Genomic DNA, 26,795 nt, shown 5'->3' with positions numbered 1-26,795 from the left:
GCGAGCCGACGTAATCGTCACCCGCGCCGCCATGGATCGTGTCGTCGTCCGCGCCCATGACGATGCGCTGGCTGGCGGCGTCGCCCACGATGAACTGGGCACCGTTTCCGCCATAAATCTCGGCGTTTCCCTTCAGCGCGATGAAGCCCACATCGTTGATCTCGACCCTGCGCTGGACGCCGTCCTGCGAAGCGTTCAGGACCATCAGGTTGCTGGACGCCGATGATCCGGTGAGAATGGTGTCGCGGGACGGCAGGCCCGCGAGGTCGATACCCACGACATTGCTCTGGATTCCCATCGCGGCCGCCGACGCGATGTAGGCCGATGCCCACTCGCCTGTGACATCCGAGAAGGTCGAGCCGCTCACCCCGCCCGTTTCGACATTGAAGGCCCGCAGGAGAACGGACATCAGTTCGGCCCGCGTGATCCTCGCATCCAGGCCCGAACCGTCGCCGAGTTGCGCAAGGAGCGCCTCCACCCGGTCGAGCCCCGCGATCGGAATATCGGCATAGGCCGACGGGCCGCTCTGATCGACGCGGCCCGGCTGGACGAAACCCGTCTGGATGACATGGGTCCGGCTGCCGTCCGGATTGGTGATCACGGAGCTGAGCACATCGACCCCATCGACCAGCTTGCTTCCGGTGATGTTGTGAACGCGGGCATCGGTGAAGGATGCGGCATCGTTGCCTGCAACGTCCTGAATCGCATCGGCATCGTCGGCCGGGGTCGGATCCCGGTAGCTGACCGAGACCGATTGTCCCTTGATGACCGGTGCCGCGAGGGTGAGGACGATCGACTTGCCGTCCGATCCGAAGGCGCGGCCGGCGATCGCGACGTCCTGCCCGTCGACCTTGACGATGAAGCCGGAAGCGAGCGCGTTCGCCCCGGCCGCGGCATCCAGGGCCTCGCTGTAGGTGACGACGATCCGGTTATCCATGACGGACGCGGCGGCAACGACGGGCTTCACCGTGTCGATCGAGCCGTTGCCCTGCGTTACCGTCGCCGTGTAGCCGAGGCTCTGGTTGTCCGCGCTGCCCTTGACGGTGAGGCTCACGGGGATGTCCTGCCCCCGCGCGAAGCTCTGGCCACCTTCGGTGACGGTGAACACCGCCGTGTAGGTGGTGTCGTCGACCTTGGTGAGGCCCGACAGTTCATAGCCGCCGATGCGGCCGGTCACGAGGGTATAGACGTCCACATCGGCCGCCACGGTGATCGTGGCCGTGACCTGCTCCCCGACGGCGAAGTCCCCATCGGCGATCGACACGCCCTCGATGACGGGGGTCGGGGGGGCAGGCGTCTGGTTGTCGGCGAGGTGGTGGGTCACATCCTGGGCGGCGTTGCCGACCGTATCCTGAATCCTGCCGCCCTGGCTGATGTAGTTGACCAGCACCGACTGCGCATGCTTGACCGGCTCGGCCAGCGTGATGACGACCTTGTTGGCGACGGTGGCGATGGTCCGGATGTCGGCGAAGTATCCCTCAACCAGGACCTTGAAGGACCCGGTCCAGTCCGCGCCGGCCCCTTGAATCACTTCCGAATATGAAACGGTGACTTGATCTCCGTTCACCGTCACCTGCGTGACCGCCGGGGCTGCGCCATCGACGACGATGGCCTTGTTCCCGCTGAGCGATGCGGATGTGCCGGCGGCCGGAAGCTTCAGGGATGCATCGTTCCGGTAGATGTCCTTGATGGTGCCGCCGTTGAGGCTGAGGGCATCGGCGTTGAGGTAATCGAGGTCGGAAGAGAGGTCGCCGGCCTGGACCGTGTAGCTGAAGGTCAGCGTTCTGCCGCCCGACCCCGACACGTAGGTCGCGACCCTGTCGACGCTCCCCGTTTCGAGCATGAGCGTCGGCGCTCCCGTTACGTTCACGATCGAATCGTACGTCACGGTGATCATGACGACATCGCCGACCTTGTAGCTTCCGTTGGCCGTCGAAGCGGATACGCCGGTCACCACGGGCGGGGTCGGGACGGGCTCGATGTCCAGGTTGTCCAGCGCGATGGTGGCGAAATCGCCGCCCTGCCCGCGGATCCGTATGGTGTCGATATTGCCCCAGCCGGCCGCCGGGTCGAAGGTGATCCGCCCCCCGGCGATCATGTACGGGTTTGCCGTCTGCAGGGTGTAGGTGATGCCGCCACCGGAGGCGCTCATTCGAGCGTCGATCTGGGCCGTCGCCACCACGGCCCCGTCGGACAGGCTCTCGATGACGAAGGAACTCGCGCCCTCCCGACCCGAGATGACGATGCCGCGCAGCTGCGTGGACAGATCAAGGGACGAGATCCCGAAATTCGATCCGTCGAGAGACGAGATCGTGAAGACGTCGACGCCCGCCTCCTCGAAGGAATTGAAGAGCGCGTACTTCCCGGACATGCCCATGTCGCGGGTATAGACGTCTGCGACCTGGGTGCCGGGGAACTGGCCGTATTCCTGCCCGTAGACCAGCCCGTCGAGCGGGAGGAGCATCGCGCCGGAACCGGCGACGGTGGCAGACTCGAAGTCCTGATCCGGTATAGTCGTGGCGGACAGGGACGAGGTGGAGGATTGGCTGGTCATCGTGCCCCCGAGGCGAATGGGACGCGGCCGCCCCGAATATGGTCCTACGCGTACGGACCTTCTCTCATAAGGGAACGATCCTGGACCGCAAAGGGAAAATTTCCCTTACGTTATGCAACTTCCGATGGGTTCGTGCGCGCCCCTCGAACAACCGGATCGGATCAATATCAGCTGCTGGACGACAGGCATCGGAGTCCGGCCCCGTTCATGCCGAGTGGAGACGGGGAACCAAGGTCCTGCTTAGCCTTTGAAGTCGCGTTCACATCCATCTCGGACGTCCGGCAGATCCTTCCATCCGACCGGCAAATCACGTATCAACCCGCGACGATGAGGAACGCGACGCATCCATGACAGAAGCGCAGGACAGACACCCGTTCCTGCTGTCGACTGCAAGGCCGAGCCATCGCCAACGGCGACTGGCGGCGGCCGTCCTGGCCGCCCTGATCGCAGCGATGCTCGTTGTCGCTCCCTTCGCGCACCATCGCCTTTCAGGGACCGAGATCCTGATCCCCGCCTACGCGGCCGCTGTCTTCCTCGTCGAGTTGCTCACAGCAACCCTCCTCTTCGCGCTGTTCTCCGTCGACCGTTCGCGGTCCGTCCTCCTTCTGGCAACCGGCTACCTGTTCTCCGGGCTGCTGGTCATCCCGTGGGCTCTGACCTTTCCCGGGGTATTCACCGCGCTTGGACTGCACCCGGACCTGCAGGTCACAGCCGCGATCGCCGCCATCCGGCGTCTCGGCTTCGCCGTCTTCGTTCTCGGCTATGCCCTCAGCAAGGACCGGAAGCCGCGGGAGCGCATCCGCGGCTCGCTCGGGAAGGTCATCATGGGCCGCACGGCCCTGGTGGCCGGCGTCGTGTCGGCCTTGGTCGTCGCCGCTTTCCTGCGCGCGGATGTTCTTCCGCCCTTCATGCGCGATGCGAGGGAGGTGGCGCCGCTCTGGCACTATGTCCCGGCCGCGTCGGCAGCTCTCTATCTGGCGGGCCTCGCGGCGCTGCGGACCCGAATGCGCTCGACCCTCGATCTCTGGCTGATCGTGGTGCTCGGCACGCTGCTGATCGAGATCATCCTGATTTCGTATCTCGGCGGAGGCACGCGCCTGAGCGTGGGCTGGTGGGCCGGACGGGTCTTCGGACTCGCCTCCACCAGCCTCGTCCTGCTCGTCCTGCTGTCCGAGACCACGACCCTGCAGGTTCGGCTCGCCCGCTCGGTCCGGTCCGAGCGCCTGGCCCGGGAAAGCCGGCTGACGGCCATGGAGGCCCTGTCGGCGTCGGTCGCCCACGAAATCAACCAGCCGCTGGCCAGCATGATCACCAATGCCAGTGCCGGCCTGCGGTGGCTCGACAACGACGTGCCGCGGTTCGGCGAGGCGCGCTCCGCTCTTGAACGCGTGGTCCGCGACGGCCACCGCGCCCGCGATGTGGTCGACGGCGTCCGGAACCTCTTCAAGAAAAACAACCGCGAGCGCGTGCCGCTCGACATGAATCGCCTCATCGCGCGGGTTCTGCACAGGATCGAGGAGGAGACACAGCTGGGTCGGGTTTCCCTCAAGGTCGACCTGGAGGTGGGACCGCTTCCGGTCACGGCCAATCCGATGCAGATGGAACAGGTCGTCTCGAATCTGATGGCGAACGCCGTCGATGCCTTGAGTTCGGTTACGGAGCGCTCCCGCATCATCCGGGTCATGTCCCGCTCGCTGGAAGGAGAGATTCTGGTCACGGTGGAGGATACGGGCCCGGGCATCGCTCCCGGCGACCGTCACCGGATCTTTGATCCGTTCTTCAGCACGAAGCCGGAGGGAATGGGAATGGGGCTGATGTTCAGCCGATCGATCGTCGAAGACCATGGCGGCCGGCTCTGGGTCAGCGACAACGCTCCTTACGGCGCGGTCTTCCATCTCACGCTGCCCAGCAGCATTCTACCCGGCATGCCCCATCCAGGATCGGATCGATGAGCAGAGACGGATCCGTAGTCTTCGTGATCGATGATGACTTCTATGTTCGCGAGTCGATCGAGGACCTGCTGCGATCGGTCGGGCATGAGGTGCGTGCCTACGATTCGGTCGGGTCCTTCCTTCATGACGCTCGGGTCGATCTCCCCGCCTGCCTCGTGCTCGACGTGAGGCTCCCCGACACCAGCGGGCTCGAATTCCAACGCTGGCAGGCGTCGACCGGCAGCAGCCTCCCGATCGTGTTCATCACAGGACACGGCGACATCCCGATGTCGGTGGCGGCCATGAAGGCGGGAGCCATCGAGTTTCTCACCAAGCCCTTCCGGGACCAGGACCTCCTCGACGCGGTCCATGCCGGCATCGCGCTCGACCGCCGCCGCCGGGCCGACGAGGCGGACCTCGCGGCTGTGCGTGACAGATATGCCTCGCTGACGCCGCGGGAGCAGGAGACGATGGCCCTTGTCGTCTCAGGCCTCATGAACAAACAGATCGCGGCGTCGTTGGGATTGAGCGAGATGACCGTGAAGGTTCATCGCGCCCAGGTGATGCGCAAGATGAACGCCACCTCCCTGCCCGAACTCGTCAGGCTCGCCGACAGCCTGTCCGCCCCTACCACAAAGGCGTAGATACCCGACACCACCGGTCAATTGAACCTATCGACCTTCCGTTGCGATAGTCACGGCGGCGTTGGAGCTGCCGCGCCGCCAGCCCGGACCGAGGTCGCAAGACCCGCCGGGACTTCGGAAGGTTTCCGGATGACGGGCGAGTTGCTGATCGCGATCGTGGATGACGACGATTCCGCCCGCGAGGCCGCCGTCGATCTGGTGAGGGCATTGGGGTTTGCGGCCGTGGGCTTCTCCTCGGGGACCGCGCTCCTGAATTCGGAGGATCTGCGCACGATGGATTGCCTGATCGCAGATGTGCGGATGCCCGACATGGGCGGGTTCGAACTCCATCTCGCCCTGGCCGGATCCGACGCGCGGATTCCGACCATTCTCATGACAGCCTATCCCGACGAGCGCATCCGCAAGCGCGCTCTGGCGGCGGGCGTCAGGTGCTTCATCGAGAAGCCCCTGGAGGCGGACCATCTTCTCGCGTGCATCAGGTCGGCCGTCGCCGGTCCGGGAGCATCCGAACATCGCGGACCGCCAGGATCGTAGACCGCCCCGTCGGGCGAGGAACGGACAGCGTAGCAATCGACCAGAGTATCCGGCGGCCTGTCGGAACAGTGCTCGACGCGTGGAAACTTCGTCCTGTCGCATCCCGCGATGCCGCAGACACAGAATTCAACCAAGGAGAAGACGATGACTATCAAAGCCACGCCGACCCCGGGCGCTCAGCTCGTCGCGCCGAGCGACCACACATTGATCATGATCGATTTCCAGTCGCAGATGTCTTTCGCGACCAAGTCGATCGATGCGGTCATGCTGCGCAACAACGCGGCCCTCGTGGCCCATGCTGCGGCGGGCTTCGGCGTGTCGACCATCCTGACGACGGTTGCCGAGAAGAGCTTCTCGGGCCCGATGTTCTCCGAGATTACCGATGCCTTCCCGGGTCAGGCGCTGCTCGACCGCACGTCGATGAACACGTGGGAAGATGCCGCCGTGATCGAGCGCATCAACGAGATCGGCAAGAACCGAATCGTGCTGTCGGGCCTGTGGACCTCCGTCTGCATCGTCGGACCGGCCCTGTCGGCCCTCGATCAGGGCTTCGAGGTCTACGTGATCGCCGATGCCTGCGGCGACGTCTCGGAGGAAGCGCACGAGCGTGCCATGGAGCGGATGACCCAAGCCGGCGCGCGACCGATGACATCCCTGCAGTACCTGCTCGAATTGCAGCGCGACTGGGCCCGTGCCGAAACCTACGACATGACCACCGGCATCGCCAAGAAGTACGGCGGCGCCTACGGGCTCGGCATCATCTACGCCAAGACGATGTTCGGAGCGAGCGAAGGCGATCACAAGGCGTCTCCCGCCGTCGCCGCCGAATAGCTCGATCCAGCCGAGAACCGGCCGCATGGAAGTGGCGACGCGTCTTCATCGGCGCGTCGCCCCTCCTGATGCATACGCCAGGGAAACCGCGATGAAAGTCTATCTCATGTCGCTCGGCGCCGGTCTCCTGGTCGGCGTCATCTACAGCATGCTCAACGTGCGCTCCCCGGCCCCGCCCGTGATCGCGTTGGTGGGCCTGTTCGGCATCCTGGTCGGTGAGCAGATCCCGCCACTCATCAAGAGCATCTGGCAGAAGGAAGCCCCGGCGCAATCCTGGCTGCATCAGGTGCGTCCCCACGTTTTCGGCCATCTGCCGCAGGGAGCAAGTGCCTCCGGGCAACCGGCCGAGGCCCACGACAAAGCATCATGACCACACGCCGTACTTTTCTCGGTGCCGCAGCGGGCTTCGCCCTCCACGGGCCACACATGCCCGCCGACGCGTCCGACGCAATCCAATCCTCGATGGGAGCTCCCCCCATGAACGCCGACCTGATCCTGTTCAACGGCAAGATCACAACGCTCGATCGCCAGAATCCCGAAGCGACGGCCGCCGCCATCCGCGACGGACGCTTCATGGCCGTCGGAAGCGAGCAGGACGTGATGCCGCTCGCTGGACCCTCTGCGCGGCATATCGATCTCAAGGGACGGCGCGTCATCCCGGGCCTGATCGACAGCCACATGCACATCATCCGCGGCGGGCTCAACTACAACATGGAGCTGCGCTGGGACGGCGTCCGGTCCCTGGCCGATGCCATGCGCATGCTCAAGGAGCAGGTCGACCGCACGCCGGCCCCGCAATGGGTTCGCGTGGTTGGCGGCTTCACCGCGCATCAGTTCGCCGAGAAGCGCCTGCCCACCCTCGACGAGATCAATGCGGTGGCGCCGGACACACCCGTGTTCATCCTGCACCTCTACGACCGCGCCCTGTTGAATGCGGCGGCCCTGCGGGCCGTCGGCTACACCAACGACACGCCGAACCCGCCCGGCGGCGAGATCCAGCGCGATGCCAACGGCAATCCCACCGGCGTGCTCATCGCCAGGCCCAACGCCACGATCCTCTATGCGACCCTTGCCAAGGGACCCAAGCTGCCGCCCGAGTACCAGAAGAACTCGACGCGCCACTTCATGCGCGAGGTGAACCGGCTCGGCGTCACCGGCGTCATCGACGCTGGCGGCGGGTTTCAGAACTACCCTGACGATTATGCGATCATCGAGGAGCTGCACCGCGACGGCCAGCTCACCGTGCGCCTGGCCTACAACCTCTTCACCCAGAAGCCGAAGGAAGAGCTGAAGGACTTCGATACCTGGGCCAAGCAGGTCAAGCCGGGCCAGGGCGACGACCTCTACCGCCACAACGGCGCGGGCGAGATGCTGGTCTACACGGCGGCGGATTTCGAGGACTTCAAGGTCGAGCGGCCCGACTTGCCGCCCTCCATGGAGAGCGACCTCGAGCCGGTCGTGCGCCTGCTCGCCGAGAACCGCTGGCCCTGGCGGCTGCATGCCACCTACAACGAGACCATCACCCGCGCCCTCGATGTCTTCGAGAAGGTCAACCGGGATGTTCCTCTGCAAGGGCTCAACTGGTTCATCGACCATGCGGAAACCATCGACGACCGCAACATCGACCGCATCGCGGCGCTCGGCGGCGGCATCGCGGTCCAGCACCGCATGGCCTTCCAGGGTGAGGACTTCGTCACGCGCTACGGCAGCAAGGCGGCGGAACGCACTCCGCCGGTTCGGCGCATGATGGAGGCGGGCGTTCCGGTGGGCGCGGGCACCGACGCCACCCGCGTCGCCTCCTATAATCCCTGGGTGTCGCTGTCCTGGCTCGTGACGGGCAAGACTCTCGGTGGCCTCACCCTCTATCCGGCCGAGAACCGTCTCGACCGCGAGACCGCCCTGCGGCTCTGGACCGAAGCCAACACCTGGTTCTCGACCGAAGAAGGCAAGAAGGGGCAGATCAAGGCGGGACAGCTCGCCGATCTCGCGGTTCTGTCGGACGATTATTTCTCGGTTCCCGAAGACGCGATTCAGGACATCGCGTCGGTTCTGACGCTCCTCGGCGGGCGGCCGGTTCACGGCGACGCCGAGTTCAAGGATCTCGCGCCGGCCCTGCCGCCGCCGACGCCGGACTGGTCGCCCGTGGCGCGCTTCGGCGGATACCAGCAGCGGACTGAGAACGACGCCCAGATCCGATACGCGCTCGCGGCGGCCTGCGGCTGCGCCAACACCTGCGGCGTTCATGGCCACGCCCATGCGGGCGCCTGGGCCCGCAATGTTCCGGCCTCCGATTCACGCTCGTTCTGGGGCGCGCTCGGGTGCTCCTGCTGGGCCTTCTGAGGGAGATGCGCCATGCATGACGTCACGATCCCCCGCCCTATCGCCCAGGTCCTGGCCGTGCCCGGCGCCGACCTCGTCGCCCGGCTGGCGCTGGCCTCGCCGTTCCTGATCAGCGGAATCGTCAAGCTGGTCGATTTCGCGGGCGCGACCGGCGAGGTCGCGGGGCTTGGTCTGCAGCCGGCCGCTCTCGTCGCAGGCGCCGTCATCGCCACGCAGCTCGGCGGCTCGGTCCTGTTCCTGACCCGCCGCTACTGCTGGCTCGGAGCCGGCATTCTGGCCGTGTTCACGGCCCTGGCGACGCTCTTGGCGCATCCGTTCTGGGCCTTCGACGGGCCGGAGCGCGGACACCAGACCGCCACGTTCTTCGAGCATGTTGCCATCGTCGGCGGGCTGGCCGTGTCGGCCCTGTTCGTCAACGGCGCGGGAGCGCGCCGATGAGCGGAACCGGAACCACCATGGCCAATGGCGCCGCCCCTCCTCCCGGCACCTTCGCACCACTGCACCACCGCCTGTTCGCGGTGATCTGGGCCGCCACCGTGCTCGGCAACATCGGCACCTTCATGCGCGATGTCTCATCCTCCTGGCTCGTTACCGACCTGTCGGCCTCGCCTGCCGCCGTGGCGATGATCCAGGCCGCCGGGACGCTGCCGATCTTCCTCTTCGCCATTCCCGCCGGTGTCCTGTCGGACATCCTCGACCGCCGCCGCTTCCTGATCATGATCCAGATCGGCCTCGGCCTCGTCAGCTCCACCCTCGCCTTCCAGGCCTGGACCGGCAACGTCACGGTGGAGAGCCTGGTCCTGCTCACTTTCCTCGGCGGTACCGGGGCCGCCCTGGCGACGCCGGCCTGGCAGGCGATCACGCCTGAGCTCGTGCCGAAGGCCGAGATCAAGGGCGCGGTCGCGCTCAATTCGCTGGGCATCAACATCGCCCGCTCCATTGGCCCGGCGCTGGGCGGGTTCATCCTGGCGGGACTCGGGGCGGCGGCGGTCTACGGCGTCGATGTGCTCACCTATGTGATCGTCAGCGCCGCCCTGCTGTGGTGGCGCCGGGAGGCCGACGCCGATACCGGCCTGCGCGAGCATTTCGGCGGGGCGCTGCGGGCGGGCTTTCGCTATGCCCGAGCCAGCCGCAGCCTTCACCGGATCCTTTGGCGCACGGTCCTGTTCTTCGGCTGCGCCAGCGCGGTGTGGGCGCTGCTGCCTCTCGTGGCCCGCCAGGAGATCGGCGGCGGACCGGGCTTCTATGGCCTCCTGCTCGGCAGCGTCGGCGCCGGCGCGATCTGCGGCGCCCTGGTGATGCCCGCGCCCGGGCAAGCCTGGGTCAGGACGGGCTCGTTCTGGCCGCGACCTTCGTCACCGCCGGCGCAACCGTTCTCCTCGCGCTGACGAATATCGAAGTGGTCGCTCTGATCGCCACCTTCGTGCTCGGGACCGCCTGGATCACGATGCTGACCACCCTCAATGGCACCATGCAGGCCATCCTGCCGAACTGGATCCGCGGCCGGGGCCTGGCGATCTACCTCACGGCCTTCAACGGCGCCATGGCGGCGGGCAGTCTGGGCTGGGGTCTCGTGGCGCAGGAGATCGGCACCGACGCGACCCTGATCGTCGCTGGCTCCATTCTTGCACTGAGCGGGCTCTTGGCCCATCGGGCGCCGCTGCCGAAGGGCGAAAGCGACCTGACGCCGTCCCTGCACTGGCCGGAGCCCGCCATCGCGGAGCCGGTCGCGCATGATCGTGGGCCAGTGCTCATCATGATCACCTACCGGGTCCTGCCGCAGGACCGCCCGTCCTTCCTCGCCGCCCTCTACCGACTCTCCGAGGAGCGGCACCGGGACGGCGCCTATGCCTGGGGCATCTCGGAGGATGCGGCCGATCCCGAGCGGCTGGTGGAGTGGTTCTTCGTCGAGTCCTGGGCCGAGCACCTGCGCCAGCACAGGCGGGTCTCGAAGACCGACGCCGACATCCAGTCCCAGGCGCGCCGCTTCCACCAGGGACCGGACGAGCCTCTGGTCCAGCATTTCCTCGGCGTCGAGAAGCCGCCCGGGAAAACCCCATCAGCGTGACGAAGGAGAAGCCCCGATGTCCGCACCTCCGCGTACTCCCGTCACCCTGACCCGCCGCGACACCCTGGCGGCGGCGGCGGCCCTTACCGCCTCCCTCGCCCTGCCGGGCTCCCCGGAAGCGGCCACACCTTCCACCCCAGCGAAAGGAACTCCCCCCATGGCAACGGTCACCACCAAGGACGGTACGGAAATCTTCTACAAGGATTGGGGGCCGAAGGATGCCCAGCCGATCATGTTCCACCACGGCTGGCCTCTCAGCTCCGACGATTGGGATGCGCAGATGCTGTTCTTCCTGCAGCACGGCTACCGCGTCGTCGCCCATGACCGGCGCGGACACGGCCGCTCGGCCCAGGTCAGCGAAGGCCACGACATGGACCATTACGCTGCCGACGCCTTCGCGGTGGTCGAGGCGCTCGACCTGAAGAACGCCGTTCATATCGGCCACTCGACCGGCGGCGGCGAGGTCGCTCGCTACGTGGCCCGCCACGGCGAGCCTGCGGGCCGTGTCGCCAAGGCGGTGCTGGTGAGCGCGGTTCCGCCTTTGATGCTCAAGACCGAGAGTAACCCGGAAGGCCTGCCGATGGAGGTGTTCGACGGCTTCCGAAAAGGCGTCGCCGACAACCGGGCCCAGCTCTTCCTCGACGTGGCATCGGGCCCGTTCTACGGCTTCAACCGCGAAGGCGCGAAGGTCTATCAAGGCGTGATCCAGAACTGGTGGCGCCAGGGCATGATCGGTTCCGCCAAGGCGCATTACGAGGGCATCAAGGCCTTCTCGGAAACCGACCAGACGGAAGACCTCAAGGCCATCTCGGTGCCGACGCTCGTCATGCATGGCGACGACGACCAGATCGTCCCGATTGTCGCTTCCGCGCCCAAGTCCGTGAAGCTGCTCAGGAACGGCACGCTCAAGGTCTACAAGGGCTACCCGCACGGGATGCTCACGACCCATGCCGACGTGCTCAATCCGGACCTGCTCGCCTTCGTGAAAGGCTAAGCGGCCTGATGGATCGTGCGGCATGCCACGTCGCGTGCCGCACGATGCTCAAGCCGAGAACAATCATCCGAAATGGCCAGTCGCATGTCGCTTTCGTCGATGCGGTGGCCGCGACCGGACGGGCGTGAGAGCTGCGGTAAAAGGCAATTGGGCGATCCGCGTCCCCGGCTCCTCGCCGAACATACGGAAGATGGACCATGAAACCACTTGAGACGGCTGAACGCTCATCGCCCGGCATCGCCCGTTCGGTCATCTACATCATGGCCGCCGCGGCCGGAACCGCGGTCGCCAACATCTACTACAACCAGCCCATGCTCGGCCTGATCGAGGCCGACCTGCCCGGCCCTCTCTCCCCACTGGTCCCGACCGCCACGCAATTGGGTTATGCACTCGGCCTGCTCCTGCTGGTGCCTCTCGGGGATATCCTCGAGCGCCGACGGCTGATCGTGCTTCAGTTTGGAGTCCTGGCCCTGGCTTTGGTGCTGGCCGCCGTCGCGCCGAACGCGGCATCGCTCCTGGCGGCATCGCTCGTTCTCGGCATCGCCTCGACGGTCGCGCAGCAGATCGTGCCGCTCGCGGCCTATCTCGCCGCCCCCGAACGCCGCGGCGCGACGGTCGGCACGATCCTGGCCGGCATCCTCACCGGTATACTTCTCAGCCGTACGCTCGCCGGCTTCGTCGCCACCCATGGCGGATGGCGCACCATGTTCTGGCTCGGCGTACCCATGGCCCTCTTCGCGGGCGGCCTGATGATGGCCGTGCTGCCGCACAGCCCACCCGCCTCGCGGCTCGGCTATGGCCGCCTGCTCCACTCCATCGTTCACCTGTGGCGGGAGTTTCCCGCTCTGCGACTTGCGGCGGCGACGCAATCGCTGATCTTCGCCGCTTTCACGGCCTTCTGGACCATTCTCGCCTTCCGACTGCAGGAGCCGCCTTTCGGGCTTGGAGCCGACGTGGCGGGCCTGTTCGGCATCGTCGGGGCCGTCGGCATCTTCGCCGCCCCGCTTGCCGGCCGCTTCGCCGATATCCGGGGACCGGCCCCGGTGGTCGCATTCGGCGCCGCGCTCACCTTCGTGTCGTGGCTCGTATTCGGCCTGTGGACCTCCCTGGCGGGTCTCGTCGTGGGCGTCGTCATCCTCGACTTCGCCATGCAGGCCGCCCTGGTGTCGAACCAGCACATCGTCTTCGCGCTGCGGCCCGAGGCGCAGGCGCGCCTCAACACCGTGCTGATGAGCTTCATGTTCGTCGGCGGCGCCATCGGATCGGCAACGGCGACCCTCGCCTGGGAGAAGGCCGGGTGGACGGGAGTGGTCGCCCTGGGCGCCGCCTTCGGTGCTTTGGCGGCTGCGATTCAGTTGCTCAACCTTGCACGGACGCGGCGCGCGGTCGCCAACGCCGATGGAGCCGGCTCATGAAACGGACGCGCGAGCCCATCGAGGCCGACGCGGCTGTCAGGATCGTATGCCCCTGATGGGGGCTCCAGGGCTGCGACCGCGCAGCTTCGTGGGCGCCGGGCCATACGACTTTTGAGTTTTTGACGGTTGCCCCTCAAGGATGCAGGCTGGCGCTTTCGCGGGAGGTGCAACGATGCCGGTGGATCGAAATTCCCTAAGGCTGGCCTTGAATGAACTCGTCAGGCTGAGAAGGAGCGCGGAGGACCCGAGGCGCTTCCGAGCCCAGCTCTATGGCTCCGCACTGGCAGAATGGGCGGGACGGCTCGGCGTCGATCAACCCAAGCTCGACAGGATCGTCCACGTCAGGGAATCCGTGTCGGGGCGCTAGCGCGTCGGCGAGGAGGGCGTCGGTGCTCTTACGCCCAACGATGCGCCACTGAAGGGCCGGTTCGATGGTCTAGGATCTGGAAGCGGCGAAGCACGCTTCCATCCGACCTTGGTTCGCCGGCTGTGAGGCACAGGCCTTGAAACCCTGGGCAATTCCCACCGTCTACACGATCGTCAGCCTGCTGGCCGCCCTCGTCCTGCCGCGCCTCGAGCACCACTTCCTGCCCGGCTCGACGCATGCCATGTCGGCGGCCGCCGCCATCGCGTTCCTGTCGGCGACGGCATCCGGGATCATCGCTTTCACGGCGATCGTCTTCTCCGTCGCCTTCGTCATGGTGCAGTTCAGCGCCGTCGCCTACTCGCCCCGGCTGGTGGTGTGGTTCGCCGGCCGGCACGAACTCCACCATGCGCTCGGGATCTTCGTGGCCACGTTCACCTACGCCATGGCCACGCTCCTGTGGACCGATCGCGGCGGCAGCGGCGAGGTTCCGGCGCTGTCGACGTTGCTGGTCCTGGTCCTGCTCGTCGCCAGCCTGCTGGTGTTTTCACGCCTGGTGCAGAACCTGGCCAAGATCCAGATCACTGAGGTCCTGGTGCTGGTCGGCGACGAGGGCCGACGGGTGATCGACGCGCAGGCACACCTGTTCGACGCCTGCACGATCGCGTGGGCGGGGGACGATCAAGCCGAGACTTATCGACTGGCGACGCCGGTCGAGACCATCGTCCATCGCGGTCCGCCGGGCTGCGTGACGAGCATCGACTTCCGCGCGCTCGTGTCCCGTGCCGAAGCCGCCGGAACGGTTGTCGAACTCGCGATCGCGGTCGGCGACACGCTGGTGGAAGGCGATGCCGTGCTCCGTGTCGCTGCCACGGCGAGCCCGCTGCCGGCCGACGATTGGCTCCGGTGCATCCACACCGGCCGCGAACGCACCTTCGAGCAAGACCCCAAATACGCCCTGCGCCTGCTCGTGGACATCGCCATCAAGGCCCTGTCGCCGGCCATCAACGATCCGACCACGGCCGTGCAGGCTCTAGACCAGATTGACGATCTCCTGCGCCGCCTGAGTCCCCAACCGCTCGGCAACCTGTGGATCAAGGACGGGGCCGGCATCGCGCGCCTGTTCGTTCCCATGCCCGTATGGGAGGACTACCTGGCCCTCGCCTTCGACGAGATCCGCCAGTATGGCCTCACGTCGGTCCAGGTCATGCGGCGGCTGCACGCCGCTCTCGCCGGGCTCGCCGGATCGGACGACACGACGCGGCGGATCGCGGTACGGCGTTATCTCAGCCATTTGGACACGGCGATCCGGCATTCAGGGCTCGACCCGCAGGACCGCACCGCCGCGCGCGAGGAGGATCCGCAGGGGCTCGGCTTTGCCCGCAGCGAACGCATGGATGACCCCACGGCGGCACAGCGCAAGTGAAGGGGCGCTGCAGGCGCGCCGGCATTCCCAGGCACTCACGCAACAGGCGCCGTCAGGGCTGCGTGAGCTTGCGCGCGAGGGCCACGGCCGCGCCGTCGACAGAATTCCCCGTCGCCGTCGGCATGAGGTGGCCGGCCTTGAGCGTCAGCTCGGTCATGACGTTCAGGATCCGCTGGTCCGTTTCCGCGATGCCCGCCTTGTCGAAATCGCTGCGGATCCTGCTGAACACGTCGCTATGCGCCGGATCGGTCGCGGCTCTGGCGAGAGCGTCCGCGTAGGCCTGCGCATCCTGGCCCGTCAGACCCAGCTTCTCGGCGGCCCACCGGCCGAGGAGCTTGTTGCGGAGCATCGTCTTTCCCAGATCGTCGGCGCCGGTCATCGAAGCTCCCCGATTGCCTACAAAAGGATCGTCGGCCCGGATGCCCGCAGGATTTAACCCTTGGATAGGCCGGGCTCGCGTCGTCTCACCATACTCTGACCCACCCTGCGCCTGTCGACGGCCGCTGGCAAGTTGGCTTGGTCCCGTGGTGCGCCCGCATTGGACTTGGCGGCGTTGGAAGCACCTCATTGTATATGTCGGCGATAGCGCTTCCAAAGGACAGCGAGGATCAGCGGAAGCTGCGGCAACAACAACCTCTACGAAAATAGGGTACCCCCCTATATAAAACTTGTCTTCGTGAGATGGGGGTCGCATGTCGCACACGATCAAGGAGAAGACGAAGCTTTTCGCTCGCGTCCGTCGCATCAAGGGCCAAGTCGAGGCCATCGAGCGAGCGCTCGAGGCGGAGCTCGACTGCGCGGACGTGCTGATGCTGGTCGCATCCGTCCGCGGCGCCGTGAACGGGCTAACCGTTGAGCTGATGGAGGATCACATCCGCAATCACGTGGTCGACCCGGCGCATGAACCGGACCCGGACCGAGCCAAAGGTGCCGCCGAGCTCATCGACGTCGTTCGCACCTACCTGAAGTGACCTGATCCCGGCGGCTGGGAGAACGATGGTCGCCGCGAGACATTGATGGAACACCGATGCCCGATATTGCTCAAATCCTTCAGTCCGGCGGCAACGGCTGGCTGTACCTGCCCATCGCCGTGCTGCTCGGCGCGCTGCACGGGCTGGAGCCCGGCCACTCCAAGACCATGATGGCCGCCTACATCGTGGCGATCCGCGGCACGATCGGACAGGCAGTGCTGCTGGGCGTCTGCGCCGCTCTCTCGCACTCGCTCGTGGTCTGGATCGTGGCCATGCTCGGCCTCTCGCTCGGGCGCGACATTCTGAACTCGCACTTCGAAGCCTGGTTGCTGATCGCGTCCGGCGTGATCATCCTGGGAATCGCTGCCTGGATGATCTGGCGCACGGGCCGGAGCCTTGGGTGGTTCCGGCGGGATCATCATGGCCATCACCATGATCTTCACGATCACCACCACGGCGAGATCCGGACCATCGACACAGGACATGGTGTCGTGGAGCTGTCGATCTTCGAGGGCGGCGTGCCGCCCCGCTGGCGCCTGCGGTCGTTGAGCGGCAGCGCGTGGAGGGCAGCCGACGTTCTGGTTGAGACCGACCGCCGCGATGGCTCGGGCGAGAGGTTCCGCTTCGTCGAGCGGGACGGCTATCTCGAATCCACGGGCGAGATTCCCGAGTCCCACGCTTTCACGGCCCGCCTGCGGCTGTCGCACGGTGACCACGCGCACACCTACACGGCCACGTTCGCCGAACACGACCATGGGCACCATCACCGTGCCGTGCATGACGAGGACGCGCATGAGCGTGAGCACGCCGACCAGATTGCGCGTCAGCTCGCCGCCAATGGCGGCAACGTCACCACGGCCCAGATCGCATTGTTCGGCATCACCGGCGGCCTGATCCCCTGCCCGGCCTCGATCACGGTGCTGCTGATCTGCCTTCAGCTCGGCCAATTCACCCTTGGCGCCGCAACCGTTGCCGCTTTCAGCCTCGGCCTCGCGATCACCATGGTGTCAGTCGGCGTCGCTGCTGCCTGGGGCGTGCAGCATGCCTCGAAGCGGATCAACTTCTCCGACCGCCTGCTCCGGCGCCTGCCACTGGCCTCAGCCTGCCTTGTGGGCGTCCTCGGCACGGTCATGCTGGTGCAGGGGGTCGTCGATCTCGTGGCACCCGTGACGCCTCTCTCATAGGACAGGATGAGCAGGCCCTCCGGCTCGGCCGTGAGAGCTCTACAAGCCCATGCTGCTCCTTGAGAAACCGCTGCCGCCGCTCAGGGATCGCTGGAGAATCCGCGAAGGATGGACGTCGCACGTGCGGCCACCTCGCGCGACGCACGGCTGAGCGGCTTCTGCTGCCCGGTCACCAACACGACGTAACGGTTGATGGTCGGATTCCGTATGACGGCACTGGCAAAGATGCCGTCCTGCTTTTCGCTCGCGATGGTGTGCGAAGCTTTGATCATGTAGCATCCGCAATTGAGCGTCATTTCCTTCTGGGCCAGGATCGAGTCAGCCTCAGCGATCACCTTTAGGTTGACCTTCATGCGCTTGGCCGCGGCATCCACGGCCATGCGGAGGCCATTCGTGAGCGCCGGAAGAACGAGCGGAAAACTCGCGATCTGTTCAAAGTCGATCTCCTCCGGAAGCTCCCAATCGGCGGCAGCGCCTGCCAGGATGAGCTGAGAGGTGAACATCAGGCCGCCGCCGTCGAGCGTGCCTTCCTTGTATTTGCTGTAGATGCCCACATCCACGACCCCTGCGGCGAGCCAATGCTCGATCTGCTCGCTGAAACCTTCGTAGATCCGCAACCGTATTCCCGGACGCTCGCTTCGCAACTGATTGAGCAGTTTGGGAATGACGTAGGAAATCAACGAAGGCGGCAGCCCGATCGATACATGTCCGGTGGGAAGGTGATTGAAGGCTCGCAGATCTTCCGAGATCTGATCAACATCGCGCAACACGGATTGGGCCCGAACGAGAGCCTCCTGTCCGAGCTCCGACAGGGCCACCCCGCGTCCCGTGCGGTAGAAGAGCGCCCCCTCCCACTCCGCTTCGAGCTCGCTGATGATGCGGCTGACGGTCGGCTGAGCCAAACCGAGCGAGATGGCCGCCTTTGTAAAACTTCCCAGTTCGGCGGCGCGAGAGAAAGTGCGCAGATGCTCGAGGTTCATCGTCTAGCCATCCATATTCTGGATATCCGATATTAATAACATGCACTAGACGCATCAAAAACAATAGGTAGCTTACTCGCAATAAGAAAACTTCTGGCACCTCTTCGAGCACAGCCAAGAAGACACAAAATAACACATGGAGGAACGCATGGGACGCTACCGCGCGCGCGTCAGCGCAGGACTTGTCAGCTCTATAGCATTGGCCCTCGTCTCGACATCGGCTTTCGCGCAGACCAAGGTCGTGCGCTTTCTGCACAATGAGACGGATCCGCCGAGCATCGAATTCTACAACAAGGCCATCAAGGATTTCGAGGCCGCGAACCCGGACATCAAAATCGAGATGGAGGCCGTCAGCACCGATGGACGTCTCCAGAAAGTGTTGGCCTCCATCAACACGAAGACGATGCCGGAAGTCTTCAAGCTCCTTCCCGAAGAGCGTTTCGAGTTCGCACGCAAGGGCTATCTCGTTGCCGTCGACGATGTGATCAACGAGATCGGCGCGGCGGAATATGTCCCCGGCTCGCTCGTGCCTGTCGAGGGCAAGACCTACGACATTCCCTACACGCTGGGCAATTACGGCGTTCTCTGGCAGCGCGACGACCTGCTGAAGGCGAAGGGAGTGGAGACACCCAAGAACTGGGATGAACTGAAGGCCGCCGCGAAAACTCTCACGGACGGTGACAACTTCGGCTTCATTTTTCCGGCCGGCAAGAACCGGATGGCGAGCATCTATCTGTCGGCGATGATCTGGAATGCCGGCGGAACCTATTTCGACAAGGATCTGAACGTCACCTTCGACAATCCCGGCACGGTCAAGGCGCTCACGTTCCTGAAGGAAATGGCGGCATATTCCCCCTCCGGAATCGGCTCCTATTCCTACGGCGACATGATCAACGTGTATCTGACCGGCAAGATCGGTCTGGATATCTACGCACCGCGCCTTGCAGCCAATGCGGCGGCGAACACGCCCGATATCTTCAAGAACACGAGCGCAAAGCCCATGCCCATGGGGCCCAGCGGCGTGGCCGTGAAATTCGTGAATGCCAACAGCTTCGCCCTCGCGTCCCCCGCCGTCGGCTCCAAGAACATCGATGCCGCCCGCAAATTCCTGAAGTTCATCGTCACGGGTGAACGCCTCGAGCAGTTCTCGCTCACAGCCTATCCGCACCTCATCCCACCCCTGAAGAGCGTCCAGGAGAAGGTGATCAAGGAGGGCGCGGCACAGGTGCTGAACGGGCGTGAGGATATCGGACGCCTTTCCTTCGATACGTCCAACGCCCTGGACTTCGAGTCCGAAGCGGGCGCGGTGTTCAAGGACGGCAAAGTGATCCGCTCCGGTGTGGTGAATCCGTATATCGGATCGATCGTCGCCCGCGGCATTCCCGCCGAGGTCGTCCAGCGCGTCGTTCTGCAGGGCGAGGATCCTGCCAAGGCAGCCGCATGGGGCCAAGAGCGCATGAAGCGCATCGTCGACGACCTTAAGAAGTAATCGTCGCGCTCAAAACCCAGTGTCCGCGTCACCGGCGCGGACCTTTTCCTCGGAGAAATTTTATGGCCCAGGATCAGGCGGCTCCGCCGGTCGTGTCTTTGCGCGAACGCGTCAAATCCCCTCCCGCGGAGACCATGGTCGATTCCTATTTCGCTCCGGCGATTGCAGCCGGCATCCGGTTTCAATTCGAGCCTGAGATGAAAATTCACCTGGCTCACGCCCTCATGCTGGCAGAGCGCGGGATCGTCGACCGCTCGGATATAGCGCAGATCGTTGCGCTGCTTCTGGAATTGCGTGAGGCCGGCGCATCCGCGCTGACCATCGACTACCGGCAAGAGGATCTCTTTTCCTACACCGAACGGTTCATTGTGGAGCACCTCGGCCCCGCCACGGGCGGCCGTCTCCATACGGGCCGCAGCCGCAACGACATGCACACCACCTCGTGGCGCCTTGCTTTGAGAACCCGCCTTCTGGACCTGATGAGAGTCGTGCTGCGCCTGCGCCACACATTGCTCGACCTGGCGGAGCGGCACGTCGAGACGGTGATGCCCGGCTATACGCATACGCAGCATGCGCAGCCCATCTCGTTCGGCTACTATCTTCTCTCCGCCGCCGACCTGGTCGAGCGGGATTTTCGACGGCTTGCGGGAGCTCTATCCCGCGTGGACAGGAGTCCGCTTGGCTCGGGGGCTCTCTCCACGACCGGCTTTCCCATCGACCGGGACATGACGCGCAGGCTGCTGGGCTTCTCCGACCTCGTCGAAATCGGCTATGACGGCGTCGCCATCCGAGACGACGTGCACGAAACCATGGCAGCCGTCGCAATCCTCATGACCGGCATCTCGCGCGCCGCCACGGACCTTCAGACCTGGAACACGATGGAATACGGGTTCATCGAACTCGACGATGCCTATTCCAGCGTCAGCAGCATCATGCCGCAGAAGAAGAACCCGCAGGCGCTGGAGCATGAGAAGGCGGTTGCGGGCATCCCCACCGGCGCTCTGAACACCGTCCTGGCCTGCAGCAAGAATACACCTCTGGCCGATGTCAATGACGGCGTTTCCGCCCCCAATGCTCCCGCCCTCGAGGCCGTCGAGCGGGTCATCCGCTCGCTCCTGGTGTTCGAAGGCACCCTGTCGACGCTGAAGGTGCGCGCCGAGGCGATGCGCCACTCGGCGGAAATCGGCTTCGGAACCGCGACCGAGCTTGCGGATGTCATCGTTCGTGAAACCGGAATGTCCTTCCGCATGGCCCACAATGTGGTCGGACGGGTCGTCCGCGAGACCATCGAGGCTGGGCGTATCGCGACCGACATCACCGCAGCGGATCTCGACAAGGCTTCGCAGACCCTGTTCGGGCACGATCTCGGGGTTTCCCAGGAGAAGGTCAAGATCGCGCTCGATCCAGCCGAGAACCTCAAGACCCGAACGGTGACGGGCGGTCCGGCTCCGGAACGGATGGCCGATATGCTCGCCCGCCGGAAGACGGATCTCGACCGCGACGTCGTCGAGATCGATCAGGTCGTTCGCAGGATCGCGGAAGCCGATGCGCAGCTCGAAGCCCAGGCCCGGCAACTGATTGCGGAAGCGGGCCTGCCAGTTCAATCCCACATCGCGAGATAACCTCATGGCGCGCCTCGAAATTCGACAGGTCAGTAAGGTTTTTACCGATCACACTGCCGTTTCAGACGTCAGCCTCGCCGTGAACGACGGCGAATTCCTGGTGCTGCTCGGCCCGTCCGGCTGCGGGAAGAGCACATTGCTCCGCATGATCGCGGGGCTCGAGCTGCCGACCTATGGCGAGATCCTCATCGGCGACCGGGTTGCGACCAGGCTTCAGCCGAAGGATCGCAACATCGCGATGGTGTTCCAGAATTACGCCCTCTATCCTCATCTCACGGTCTACGAGAACATCGCCTTTCCGTTGCGCGTTCGCGGAGCCGACTCGAAGCTCGTCGAGGATAAGGTGAAATGGGCTGCCGGACTCGTGGGGCTCGGCCATCTGCTGAAGCGGAAGCCCCGCCAGATGTCGGGCGGCGAACGGCAGCGCACGGCGCTGGCGCGTTCGCTGGTCCGCGATCCGGATGTGTTCCTCCTGGACGAACCGCTGTCGAACCTCGATGCGAAGTTGCGCCATTCCGCCCGTGAGGAGCTGCGGCAGTTCCAGGACCGCGTCGGCGTCACGTCCGTCTACGTCACCCATGACCAGGTGGAGGCCATGGGTCTCGGAGACCGCATCGTCGTGATGCAGGCCGGAACGGTCCGACAGATCGGCACGCCTGAGGAAATCTATCAGTACCCGGCCGACACCTTCGTTGCCACCTTCATGGGCTCGCCTCCCATGAACCTCGTTTCCCAGGGAGATATCACCTTGGGATTCCGTCCCGAAAACTTCCTGCCTGAGAGCAATTATGCGCAAGGCAGCGACATCACGCGGATCGCCTTCCGCGTCCATCGCGTCGAGTATCTCGGCGGCGACCGCCTTCTCTACGGCCATGTCTGCGGGAACCTGCCCGAGACGCCCGCGATCGCCAGAATCCCGTCGAGCGTCGCTTATTCGCCGACCCTTGGCTCGGAGACGGCCTTCGCCGTCGCCACCGGCGATCTGCGCCGCTTCGACGCGACCAGCGGCAAGGCGCTGGCCGTCGCCGGGATGAAGTTGGAACGGAGGCTCGCTCATGGCTGAAGCTCGCGCCGCACTTCGCGGTGACCGCACGCTGGCTTACGCGACGCTCGCCCCGAGCGTCTTCCTTCTCCTGCTCCTGGCAGGCGTGCCGACGATCACCGTATTCTCCACGGCCATGCAGGACATCGGCATGGGCGACATGTCCGGGCCCTATGTGGGTTTCGAGAACTTCGCCTGGGCCCTCACCAGCGAAGCCTTCTACACGGCGCTGCGGAACACCTTCGTCTGGGTGTTCGGCAGCGTCGCGCTCGAGATGGCGCTCGGCCTTGGTCTCGCGCTTCTTCTCAACAAGACATTCATGTTCCGTGGCGTCGCCCGGGCCATCATCCTGGCGCCCTATCTCGTGCCGACCGTGGTAGCGGTGCTCGTCTGGCGCTACATGTTCCACGACATCGTCGGCATCATCAATGCGGGCCTCCTGTCCATCGGCATCATCGACAAGCCTCTGCTCTGGCTCAACAGCCAATCGCTGGCGATGCTGTCCGTGATCCTGGTCGGCGTCTGGAAGTTCTTTCCCTTCGTGGTGATCGCCCTCCTGGGCATTCTTCAGTCCATCCCGCAGGAACAATACGAAGCGGCTAAGATCGACGGGGCGAGCAGTTTCCAGCAGTTCTGGCGCATCACGCTTCCTTACGTGATGCCGGTCTTCCTGCTGACGGCGCTTCTGCGAACCATCTGGAGCTTCCACAAGTTCGAGATCATCTACCTCATGACCGGAGGTGGCCCTCTCGATGCAACGACGACGCTGCCGATCCTCGTCTACCTCAAAGCCTTCACCGACTTCGAGTTCGGGCGAGGCGCCGCCGTGGCGATCCTCACCTTCGCCATCCTCGTCATCTTCCTTGGGCTCTACTTCGCCCTGATCAAGCGCGCGGAGGATCGCCAATGACATCCGCTACCCTCACCGTTGCATCCGCTCCGGATCGCCCGCGCCGCAATTACGAGTTGGCGGATGTGCACCATCTCGCTTCGCGGATGATGCTCTATCTTCTGGCATTCACGGCCGTGTCCGTCGTGGGCTTTCCGCTGTTCTGGATGGTGCTGTGCTCGTTCAAGCCCGGCGGGGAGCTTTATGCGACCCCGCCCAGCTTCCTGCCCCGGGAATGGACCCTGCAGAACTATCGCGACCTGTTCGTGCAGACCAATTTCCCGACCTACTTCGCGAACAGCCTCATTGTGGCCGGTGGGGCGACGCTTCTGTCCCTGGTGATCGGCGGCCTGGGTGCCTACAGCCTCAGCCGGTTCAAGTTCTTCGGCATCGCGGCATTCTCGAACGCGGCTCTGATCTGTTACATGCTGCCGGAAGTCCTCATCGTTCTTCCGCTCTACATCTATGTCGTGAAGCTCGGCCTTGCCGACACGCTGTTCGCCCTCATCATCGCCAACACCGCCTTCACCCTGCCGCTCGCGCTCTGGTTCATGCGGTCGTACTTCAATGCGATCCCCGTCAGCCTGGAGGAAAGCGCCATGATCGACGGGTGCACGCGTCTGCAGGCCATGCGCCGGGTCACCGTGCCCCTGGCTCTTCCCGGCATCATCTCGGTCGGCGTCTTCGCCTTCAACCATGCCTGGAACGAGTTCCTGTTCGCCCTCGTGTTCACCTCCTCCGAGCGCAACAAGACCCTGCCGCTCGGTCTCGCCACCTGGATCGGACAGGACAACATCTATTCCTGGGGCATGCTTCTGGCCGGCGCGGTTCTCGTCACCATCCCGGTCGTCCTCTTCTACCTGCTCGTTCAGCGCAAGCTGGTCGTCGGCCTCTCCGAGGGCGGCACCAAGGGCGAATAGTTTCTCCCAGCAACATCTTCCAAGTTCCGAGGTCAGCATGAAGATCAAGAACGTGGCGGTCATCGCCGTCGAAATCCCCCTCACGAAGAACTTCGGCGGCAGCCGCTACAATGTCACCAAAAGGTGCACGATCATCACCCGCATGGAAACCGATACGGGCCTGATCAGCGAGGTCTATAACGGCGACAACCGGGACCACATGCGCGAGGTTGTCGAGATCATCGAGAAGGAGCTCGCACCGCTCGTGATCGGCGAGGACATCTTCGCCGTGGAACGCATCTGGCAGAAGCTCTTCAAGCAGGCGGAGTGGAACCGGGACCGCAAGCTGGTCATGGAGGCGATTGCCTGCATCGACAGCGCCATCTGGGATCTCATGGGCAAGGCTGCGGGTGTCAATGTCTGCCGTCTTCTCGGCGGGTATCGTCAGGAACTGCCTATCATCTGCATCGGTGGCTATTACGAGGAGGGCAAGACGCTCTCGGATCTCGGAAAGGAGATGGAGCGCCTGAAGGATGCGGGCCTCGCCGGCTGCAAGGTGAAGGTCGGCGGGTTGTCGGCCGAGAAGGATGCCGAGCGTGTCGAGGCCGCCCGCAAGGGCGCGGGCCCGGATTTCATGATCGCCGTCGACGCCAATCGCGGCTGGCCGGTTTCGGAGGCGGTGCGGTTCGCGCGCCTGATCGAGAAGTACGACATCGCCTGGTTCGAGGAGCCGTGCCACTGGTATGACGATGCCCGCATGATGGCGCAGGTGCGACGCTCCACGAGCATTCCCATCGACGCGGGTCAGAGCGAAGCCACGAGCGCGGGCGTTCGCCGCCTCCTGGCCGAAGGCGCGGTGGACATCGTGAACTTCGACGCCTCGGAAGCCGGAGGCATCACCGAATGGCGGCGGGCAGCAGCCCTGTGCCTCCTGCACGATGTGCGCGTGGGGCATCATGAAGAGGCACAGATCGCCATGCACATGATCGCGGCCATTCCCAACGGTGTTTGCGTGGAATGCTTCGAGCCGACACGCGATCCCATCTGGGCCGAGATGATCGCCAATCGCCCCAATCCACAGAATGGCATCATCCAAGTGCCGCAGGGGCCCGGTTTCGGTCTTGAGCTCAACTGGGACATGGTTCGGCGCTTCCAGGTTCATTGAGCCTGGATGTGACGGCGCTCGATCAAGGATTGCCGGCAGGCTTGAAGACGCGCAGCCGACGGATACGCCTGGCAAAGACCATCCGTCTGGCGACGGCCTTCATCCTGATGGCCATTTCCGGCCTCATCTGGACCTCGTTCAGCCTCTTCCTTGTCGCCATCGAAGGGGAGTTCCACTGGTCGAGGGCGGAAATCTCGGGAGCGTTCAGCGTCTTCGCCCTCACCAGCGCCTTGACGGCTCCGGCCTTCGGCTACGCGCTGGGACGATGGGACAGCCGACGCCTCCTTGGGGCGGCGTCGCTCGTCCTGGGCCTCGCCTTGTGCGGCACGACCCTGGTCGAAACGCCAGCGGCATACTGGATCGTCTTCGGCGTGATCGGCGGAATCGGAAGCCATTGCACGAGCTCGTACGCCGTCTTCGCCGTTCTGGCAGGACGGTTCCGCGAGCGCCCGGCGACGGCGATGGCGATGGCGGACGCGGGGTCGAGCTTCGCCACCTTTCTCGGCCTTCCCCTGATCCATTGGATCATCGTGGATGCCGGGTGGCGGGCCGCCTATCTTTTCCTTGGATGCACGGCGGCTCTCGTGGGAGGCGCCCTGCACCTGCTGGTGATGGATCCTGTTCGACGAACGCCGCCGTCACAACAGGGGTCCGGACCATTCTCGGCGAAGTTGCCTCTGGCGCTTCTGCTCGCGCTTGCCGCCGCCTACTTCTGCGGCTCGGCTGTCTACCAGGGACTCATCACTCAGCAGATCGCGCTTCTGGATTATTACGGTGTCGCCGAGAGCCTTGCCGTGTGGGTCGTTGCTGCCGCGGGCCTGCTCCTGTTCATCTGGCGACTTGGCTCCGGCTATCTCTGCGACCTTTGGGGACCGGGAAAGGTAATGACGATCGCAGCCATCGGCATCGTCACGACCTTCGCGTCCATCGCGATCGGCGCAACATTCTCGGCCCCGGCAGCGCTGCTCGTCTTCCCCCTGGCCGTGGGAATCGCATTTGGCGGACAGCAGGTTCTGCTCGCTGCAACCGTGCGGCTCATGACCCATCCGACGGCTTTCGCAAGCATCCTTGGAATCTGCCGCCTGGCGTCAGGAATAGGAATGGCCGTCGGTCCGCTCGCCGCGGGCTATGCCTATGACTCGAGCGGTGGATATGAGATACCGCTCATCCTATTCGCCACCATGTCCGTAGGTCACATCGTAGCCTATATGACAGCCGCCAGCTTCGGACGGAAGTCATAGATCCTGTCGGACACCACGCCCGCAGGCGCACCGTCCCATCATGGTGCAGGCGCGCGGGCATGGCCGGCACTGCCTCTCACTCTGCTGCAGCGGTCCTGCGCCTCAGAAGCGGACGTTCACGCCGATGCGGCTGATCCAGCCGTCGTTCCGGAAGCGGTAGCTGGCCTGATCGCCGGCGCGGGCCAGTGTCAGCGTCTCGTCCCGCAGCCGGT

23 protein-coding genes and 1 pseudogene are annotated in these 26,795 nt (G+C 64.8%); 21 read left to right on the top strand and 3 right to left on the bottom strand.

Annotated elements, in window-relative coordinates; translation table 11 throughout:
- Positions 1-2,554, bottom strand: a 2,554-nt coding sequence (locus OC446_RS23515) for a SwmB domain-containing protein (protein WP_262031442.1), incomplete at its 3' end; no start/stop codon positions are given.
- A 347-nt stretch (positions 2,555-2,901) separates the two neighbouring features.
- Here OC446_RS23515 and OC446_RS23510 point away from each other — a divergent pair.
- The 12 genes and pseudogenes from OC446_RS23510 to OC446_RS23455 all read left to right on the top strand — a co-directional run bounded on the left by OC446_RS23510 (position 2,902) and on the right by OC446_RS23455 (position 15,101).
- Positions 2,902-4,506, top strand: a complete 1,605-nt coding sequence (locus OC446_RS23510) for an ATP-binding protein (protein WP_262031441.1) — start codon at positions 2,902-2,904, stop codon at positions 4,504-4,506.
- Complete coding sequence (locus OC446_RS23505) at positions 4,503-5,129, top strand: response regulator transcription factor (protein WP_262031440.1); 627 nt, start codon at positions 4,503-4,505, stop codon at positions 5,127-5,129. Before OC446_RS23510 ends, OC446_RS23505 begins: the two co-directional genes overlap by 4 nt.
- A gap of 129 nt (positions 5,130-5,258) precedes the next feature.
- Entirely contained in the window at positions 5,259-5,663 is a 405-nt protein-coding gene (locus OC446_RS23500; protein WP_262031439.1) for a response regulator transcription factor, read from the top strand.
- A gap of 150 nt (positions 5,664-5,813) precedes the next feature.
- Positions 5,814-6,494, top strand: coding sequence for a hydrolase (locus OC446_RS23495; RefSeq protein ID WP_262031443.1), 681 nt, complete (start codon positions 5,814-5,816; stop codon positions 6,492-6,494).
- Between the two features lie 91 nt (positions 6,495-6,585).
- On the top strand, positions 6,586-6,864 hold the full coding sequence (locus OC446_RS23490; protein WP_262031438.1) for a XapX domain-containing protein: 279 nt from the start codon (positions 6,586-6,588) through the stop codon (positions 6,862-6,864).
- A complete protein-coding gene (locus OC446_RS23485; protein WP_262031437.1) occupies positions 6,861-8,834 on the top strand; it encodes an amidohydrolase in 1,974 nt (657 codons plus the stop codon). Before OC446_RS23490 ends, OC446_RS23485 begins: the two co-directional genes overlap by 4 nt.
- A gap of 12 nt (positions 8,835-8,846) precedes the next feature.
- Positions 8,847-9,272, top strand: a complete 426-nt coding sequence (locus OC446_RS23480) for a DoxX family protein (RefSeq protein WP_262031436.1) — start codon at positions 8,847-8,849, stop codon at positions 9,270-9,272.
- Positions 9,273-9,289: 17 nt separating this feature from the next.
- Positions 9,290-10,902: pseudogene (locus tag OC446_RS23475) on the top strand (MFS transporter).
- Between the two features lie 157 nt (positions 10,903-11,059).
- Positions 11,060-11,896 (top strand): alpha/beta fold hydrolase, encoded by an 837-nt coding sequence (locus OC446_RS23470; RefSeq protein ID WP_410055118.1) that lies wholly within the window; start codon positions 11,060-11,062, stop codon positions 11,894-11,896.
- Positions 11,897-12,093: 197 nt separating this feature from the next.
- Positions 12,094-13,311: an MFS transporter gene (locus tag OC446_RS23465; protein ID WP_262031434.1), complete on the top strand. Its 1,218-nt coding sequence runs from the start codon at positions 12,094-12,096 to the stop codon at positions 13,309-13,311.
- 172 nt (positions 13,312-13,483) lie between these two features.
- A complete protein-coding gene (locus OC446_RS23460; RefSeq protein WP_262031433.1) occupies positions 13,484-13,678 on the top strand; it encodes a hypothetical protein in 195 nt (64 codons plus the stop codon).
- Between the two features lie 136 nt (positions 13,679-13,814).
- The gene (locus OC446_RS23455) at positions 13,815-15,101 is read left to right on the top strand and encodes a DUF2254 domain-containing protein (RefSeq protein ID WP_262031432.1); all 1,287 of its coding nucleotides are present in this window, start codon (positions 13,815-13,817) and stop codon (positions 15,099-15,101) included.
- 52 nt (positions 15,102-15,153) lie between these two features.
- Here OC446_RS23455 and OC446_RS23450 read toward each other — a convergent pair whose 3' ends face one another.
- Positions 15,154-15,480 carry a DUF1476 domain-containing protein gene (locus tag OC446_RS23450; protein WP_262031431.1) on the bottom strand — a complete coding sequence of 109 codons (327 nt, stop codon included), beginning with the start codon at positions 15,478-15,480 and terminating at the stop codon, positions 15,154-15,156.
- 313 nt (positions 15,481-15,793) lie between these two features.
- Between OC446_RS23450 and OC446_RS23445 the strand changes: the two genes are divergently transcribed.
- Both OC446_RS23445 and OC446_RS23440 read left to right on the top strand, forming a co-directional pair.
- Entirely contained in the window at positions 15,794-16,072 is a 279-nt protein-coding gene (locus OC446_RS23445) for a metal/formaldehyde-sensitive transcriptional repressor (RefSeq protein ID WP_262031430.1), read from the top strand.
- Positions 16,073-16,128: 56 nt separating this feature from the next.
- On the top strand, positions 16,129-17,256 hold the full coding sequence (locus OC446_RS23440; protein ID WP_262031429.1) for a sulfite exporter TauE/SafE family protein: 1,128 nt from the start codon (positions 16,129-16,131) through the stop codon (positions 17,254-17,256).
- Between the two features lie 80 nt (positions 17,257-17,336).
- Here the strand turns inward: OC446_RS23440 and OC446_RS23435 are convergent, their stop codons facing one another.
- Positions 17,337-18,236, bottom strand: a complete 900-nt coding sequence (locus OC446_RS23435; RefSeq protein WP_262031428.1) for a LysR family transcriptional regulator — start codon at positions 18,234-18,236, stop codon at positions 17,337-17,339.
- Between the two features lie 148 nt (positions 18,237-18,384).
- On the opposite strand from OC446_RS23435, the gene OC446_RS23430 reads away from it, so the two are divergent.
- The 7 genes from OC446_RS23430 to OC446_RS23400 all read left to right on the top strand — a co-directional run bounded on the left by OC446_RS23430 (position 18,385) and on the right by OC446_RS23400 (position 26,583).
- The gene (locus OC446_RS23430) at positions 18,385-19,725 is read left to right on the top strand and encodes an ABC transporter substrate-binding protein (protein WP_262031427.1); all 1,341 of its coding nucleotides are present in this window, start codon (positions 18,385-18,387) and stop codon (positions 19,723-19,725) included.
- 62 nt (positions 19,726-19,787) lie between these two features.
- Positions 19,788-21,347 carry an argininosuccinate lyase gene (argH, locus tag OC446_RS23425; RefSeq protein ID WP_262031426.1) on the top strand — a complete coding sequence of 520 codons (1,560 nt, stop codon included), beginning with the start codon at positions 19,788-19,790 and terminating at the stop codon, positions 21,345-21,347.
- A gap of 4 nt (positions 21,348-21,351) precedes the next feature.
- Complete coding sequence (locus OC446_RS23420) at positions 21,352-22,410, top strand: ABC transporter ATP-binding protein (protein WP_262031425.1); 1,059 nt, start codon at positions 21,352-21,354, stop codon at positions 22,408-22,410.
- A complete protein-coding gene (locus OC446_RS23415) occupies positions 22,403-23,299 on the top strand; it encodes a carbohydrate ABC transporter permease (protein ID WP_262031424.1) in 897 nt (298 codons plus the stop codon). Before OC446_RS23420 ends, OC446_RS23415 begins: the two co-directional genes overlap by 8 nt.
- Positions 23,296-24,198, top strand: a complete 903-nt coding sequence (locus tag OC446_RS23410; protein ID WP_262031423.1) for a carbohydrate ABC transporter permease — start codon at positions 23,296-23,298, stop codon at positions 24,196-24,198. The genes OC446_RS23415 and OC446_RS23410 overlap by 4 nt, the downstream gene beginning before the upstream one ends.
- Positions 24,199-24,235: 37 nt before the next feature.
- The gene (locus tag OC446_RS23405; protein ID WP_262031422.1) at positions 24,236-25,342 is read left to right on the top strand and encodes a mandelate racemase/muconate lactonizing enzyme family protein; all 1,107 of its coding nucleotides are present in this window, start codon (positions 24,236-24,238) and stop codon (positions 25,340-25,342) included.
- A gap of 41 nt (positions 25,343-25,383) precedes the next feature.
- Positions 25,384-26,583, top strand: a complete 1,200-nt coding sequence (locus OC446_RS23400) for an MFS transporter (protein WP_262031421.1) — start codon at positions 25,384-25,386, stop codon at positions 26,581-26,583.
- Positions 26,584-26,795: the final 212 nt, after the last annotated feature.

Source organism: Microvirga sp. Mcv34 (genome assembly GCF_024519725.1).
Lineage (GTDB): Bacteria > Pseudomonadota > Alphaproteobacteria > Rhizobiales > Beijerinckiaceae > Microvirga.
Note: the sequence above shows the minus strand (reverse complement) of the source record. Positions and strands in the feature narration are given on the sequence as shown.

What these genes read in the sequence shown, in the direction of transcription:
- OC446_RS23510 (WP_262031441.1), top strand. Translation starts at nt 2,902, where the DNA reads ATGACAGAAGCGCAGGACAGACACCCGTTCCTGCTGTCGACTGCAAGG.
- OC446_RS23505 (WP_262031440.1), top strand. Translation starts at nt 4,503, where the DNA reads ATGAGCAGAGACGGATCCGTAGTCTTCGTGATCGATGATGACTTCTAT.
- OC446_RS23500 (WP_262031439.1), top strand. Translation starts at nt 5,259, where the DNA reads ATGACGGGCGAGTTGCTGATCGCGATCGTGGATGACGACGATTCCGCC.
- OC446_RS23490 (WP_262031438.1), top strand. Translation starts at nt 6,586, where the DNA reads ATGAAAGTCTATCTCATGTCGCTCGGCGCCGGTCTCCTGGTCGGCGTC.
- OC446_RS23485 (WP_262031437.1), top strand. Translation starts at nt 6,861, where the DNA reads ATGACCACACGCCGTACTTTTCTCGGTGCCGCAGCGGGCTTCGCCCTC.
- OC446_RS23480 (WP_262031436.1), top strand. Translation starts at nt 8,847, where the DNA reads ATGCATGACGTCACGATCCCCCGCCCTATCGCCCAGGTCCTGGCCGTG.
- OC446_RS23470 (WP_410055118.1), top strand. Translation starts at nt 11,060, where the DNA reads ATGGCAACGGTCACCACCAAGGACGGTACGGAAATCTTCTACAAGGAT.
- OC446_RS23465 (WP_262031434.1), top strand. Translation starts at nt 12,094, where the DNA reads ATGAAACCACTTGAGACGGCTGAACGCTCATCGCCCGGCATCGCCCGT.
- OC446_RS23460 (WP_262031433.1), top strand. Translation starts at nt 13,484, where the DNA reads ATGCCGGTGGATCGAAATTCCCTAAGGCTGGCCTTGAATGAACTCGTC.
- OC446_RS23450 (WP_262031431.1), bottom strand. Translation starts at nt 15,480, where the DNA reads ATGACCGGCGCCGACGATCTGGGAAAGACGATGCTCCGCAACAAGCTC.
- OC446_RS23445 (WP_262031430.1), top strand. Translation starts at nt 15,794, where the DNA reads ATGTCGCACACGATCAAGGAGAAGACGAAGCTTTTCGCTCGCGTCCGT.
- OC446_RS23440 (WP_262031429.1), top strand. Translation starts at nt 16,129, where the DNA reads ATGCCCGATATTGCTCAAATCCTTCAGTCCGGCGGCAACGGCTGGCTG.
- OC446_RS23435 (WP_262031428.1), bottom strand. Translation starts at nt 18,236, where the DNA reads ATGAACCTCGAGCATCTGCGCACTTTCTCTCGCGCCGCCGAACTGGGA.
- OC446_RS23430 (WP_262031427.1), top strand. Translation starts at nt 18,385, where the DNA reads ATGGGACGCTACCGCGCGCGCGTCAGCGCAGGACTTGTCAGCTCTATA.
- argH (WP_262031426.1), top strand. Translation starts at nt 19,788, where the DNA reads ATGGCCCAGGATCAGGCGGCTCCGCCGGTCGTGTCTTTGCGCGAACGC.
- OC446_RS23420 (WP_262031425.1), top strand. Translation starts at nt 21,352, where the DNA reads ATGGCGCGCCTCGAAATTCGACAGGTCAGTAAGGTTTTTACCGATCAC.
- OC446_RS23415 (WP_262031424.1), top strand. Translation starts at nt 22,403, where the DNA reads ATGGCTGAAGCTCGCGCCGCACTTCGCGGTGACCGCACGCTGGCTTAC.
- OC446_RS23410 (WP_262031423.1), top strand. Translation starts at nt 23,296, where the DNA reads ATGACATCCGCTACCCTCACCGTTGCATCCGCTCCGGATCGCCCGCGC.
- OC446_RS23405 (WP_262031422.1), top strand. Translation starts at nt 24,236, where the DNA reads ATGAAGATCAAGAACGTGGCGGTCATCGCCGTCGAAATCCCCCTCACG.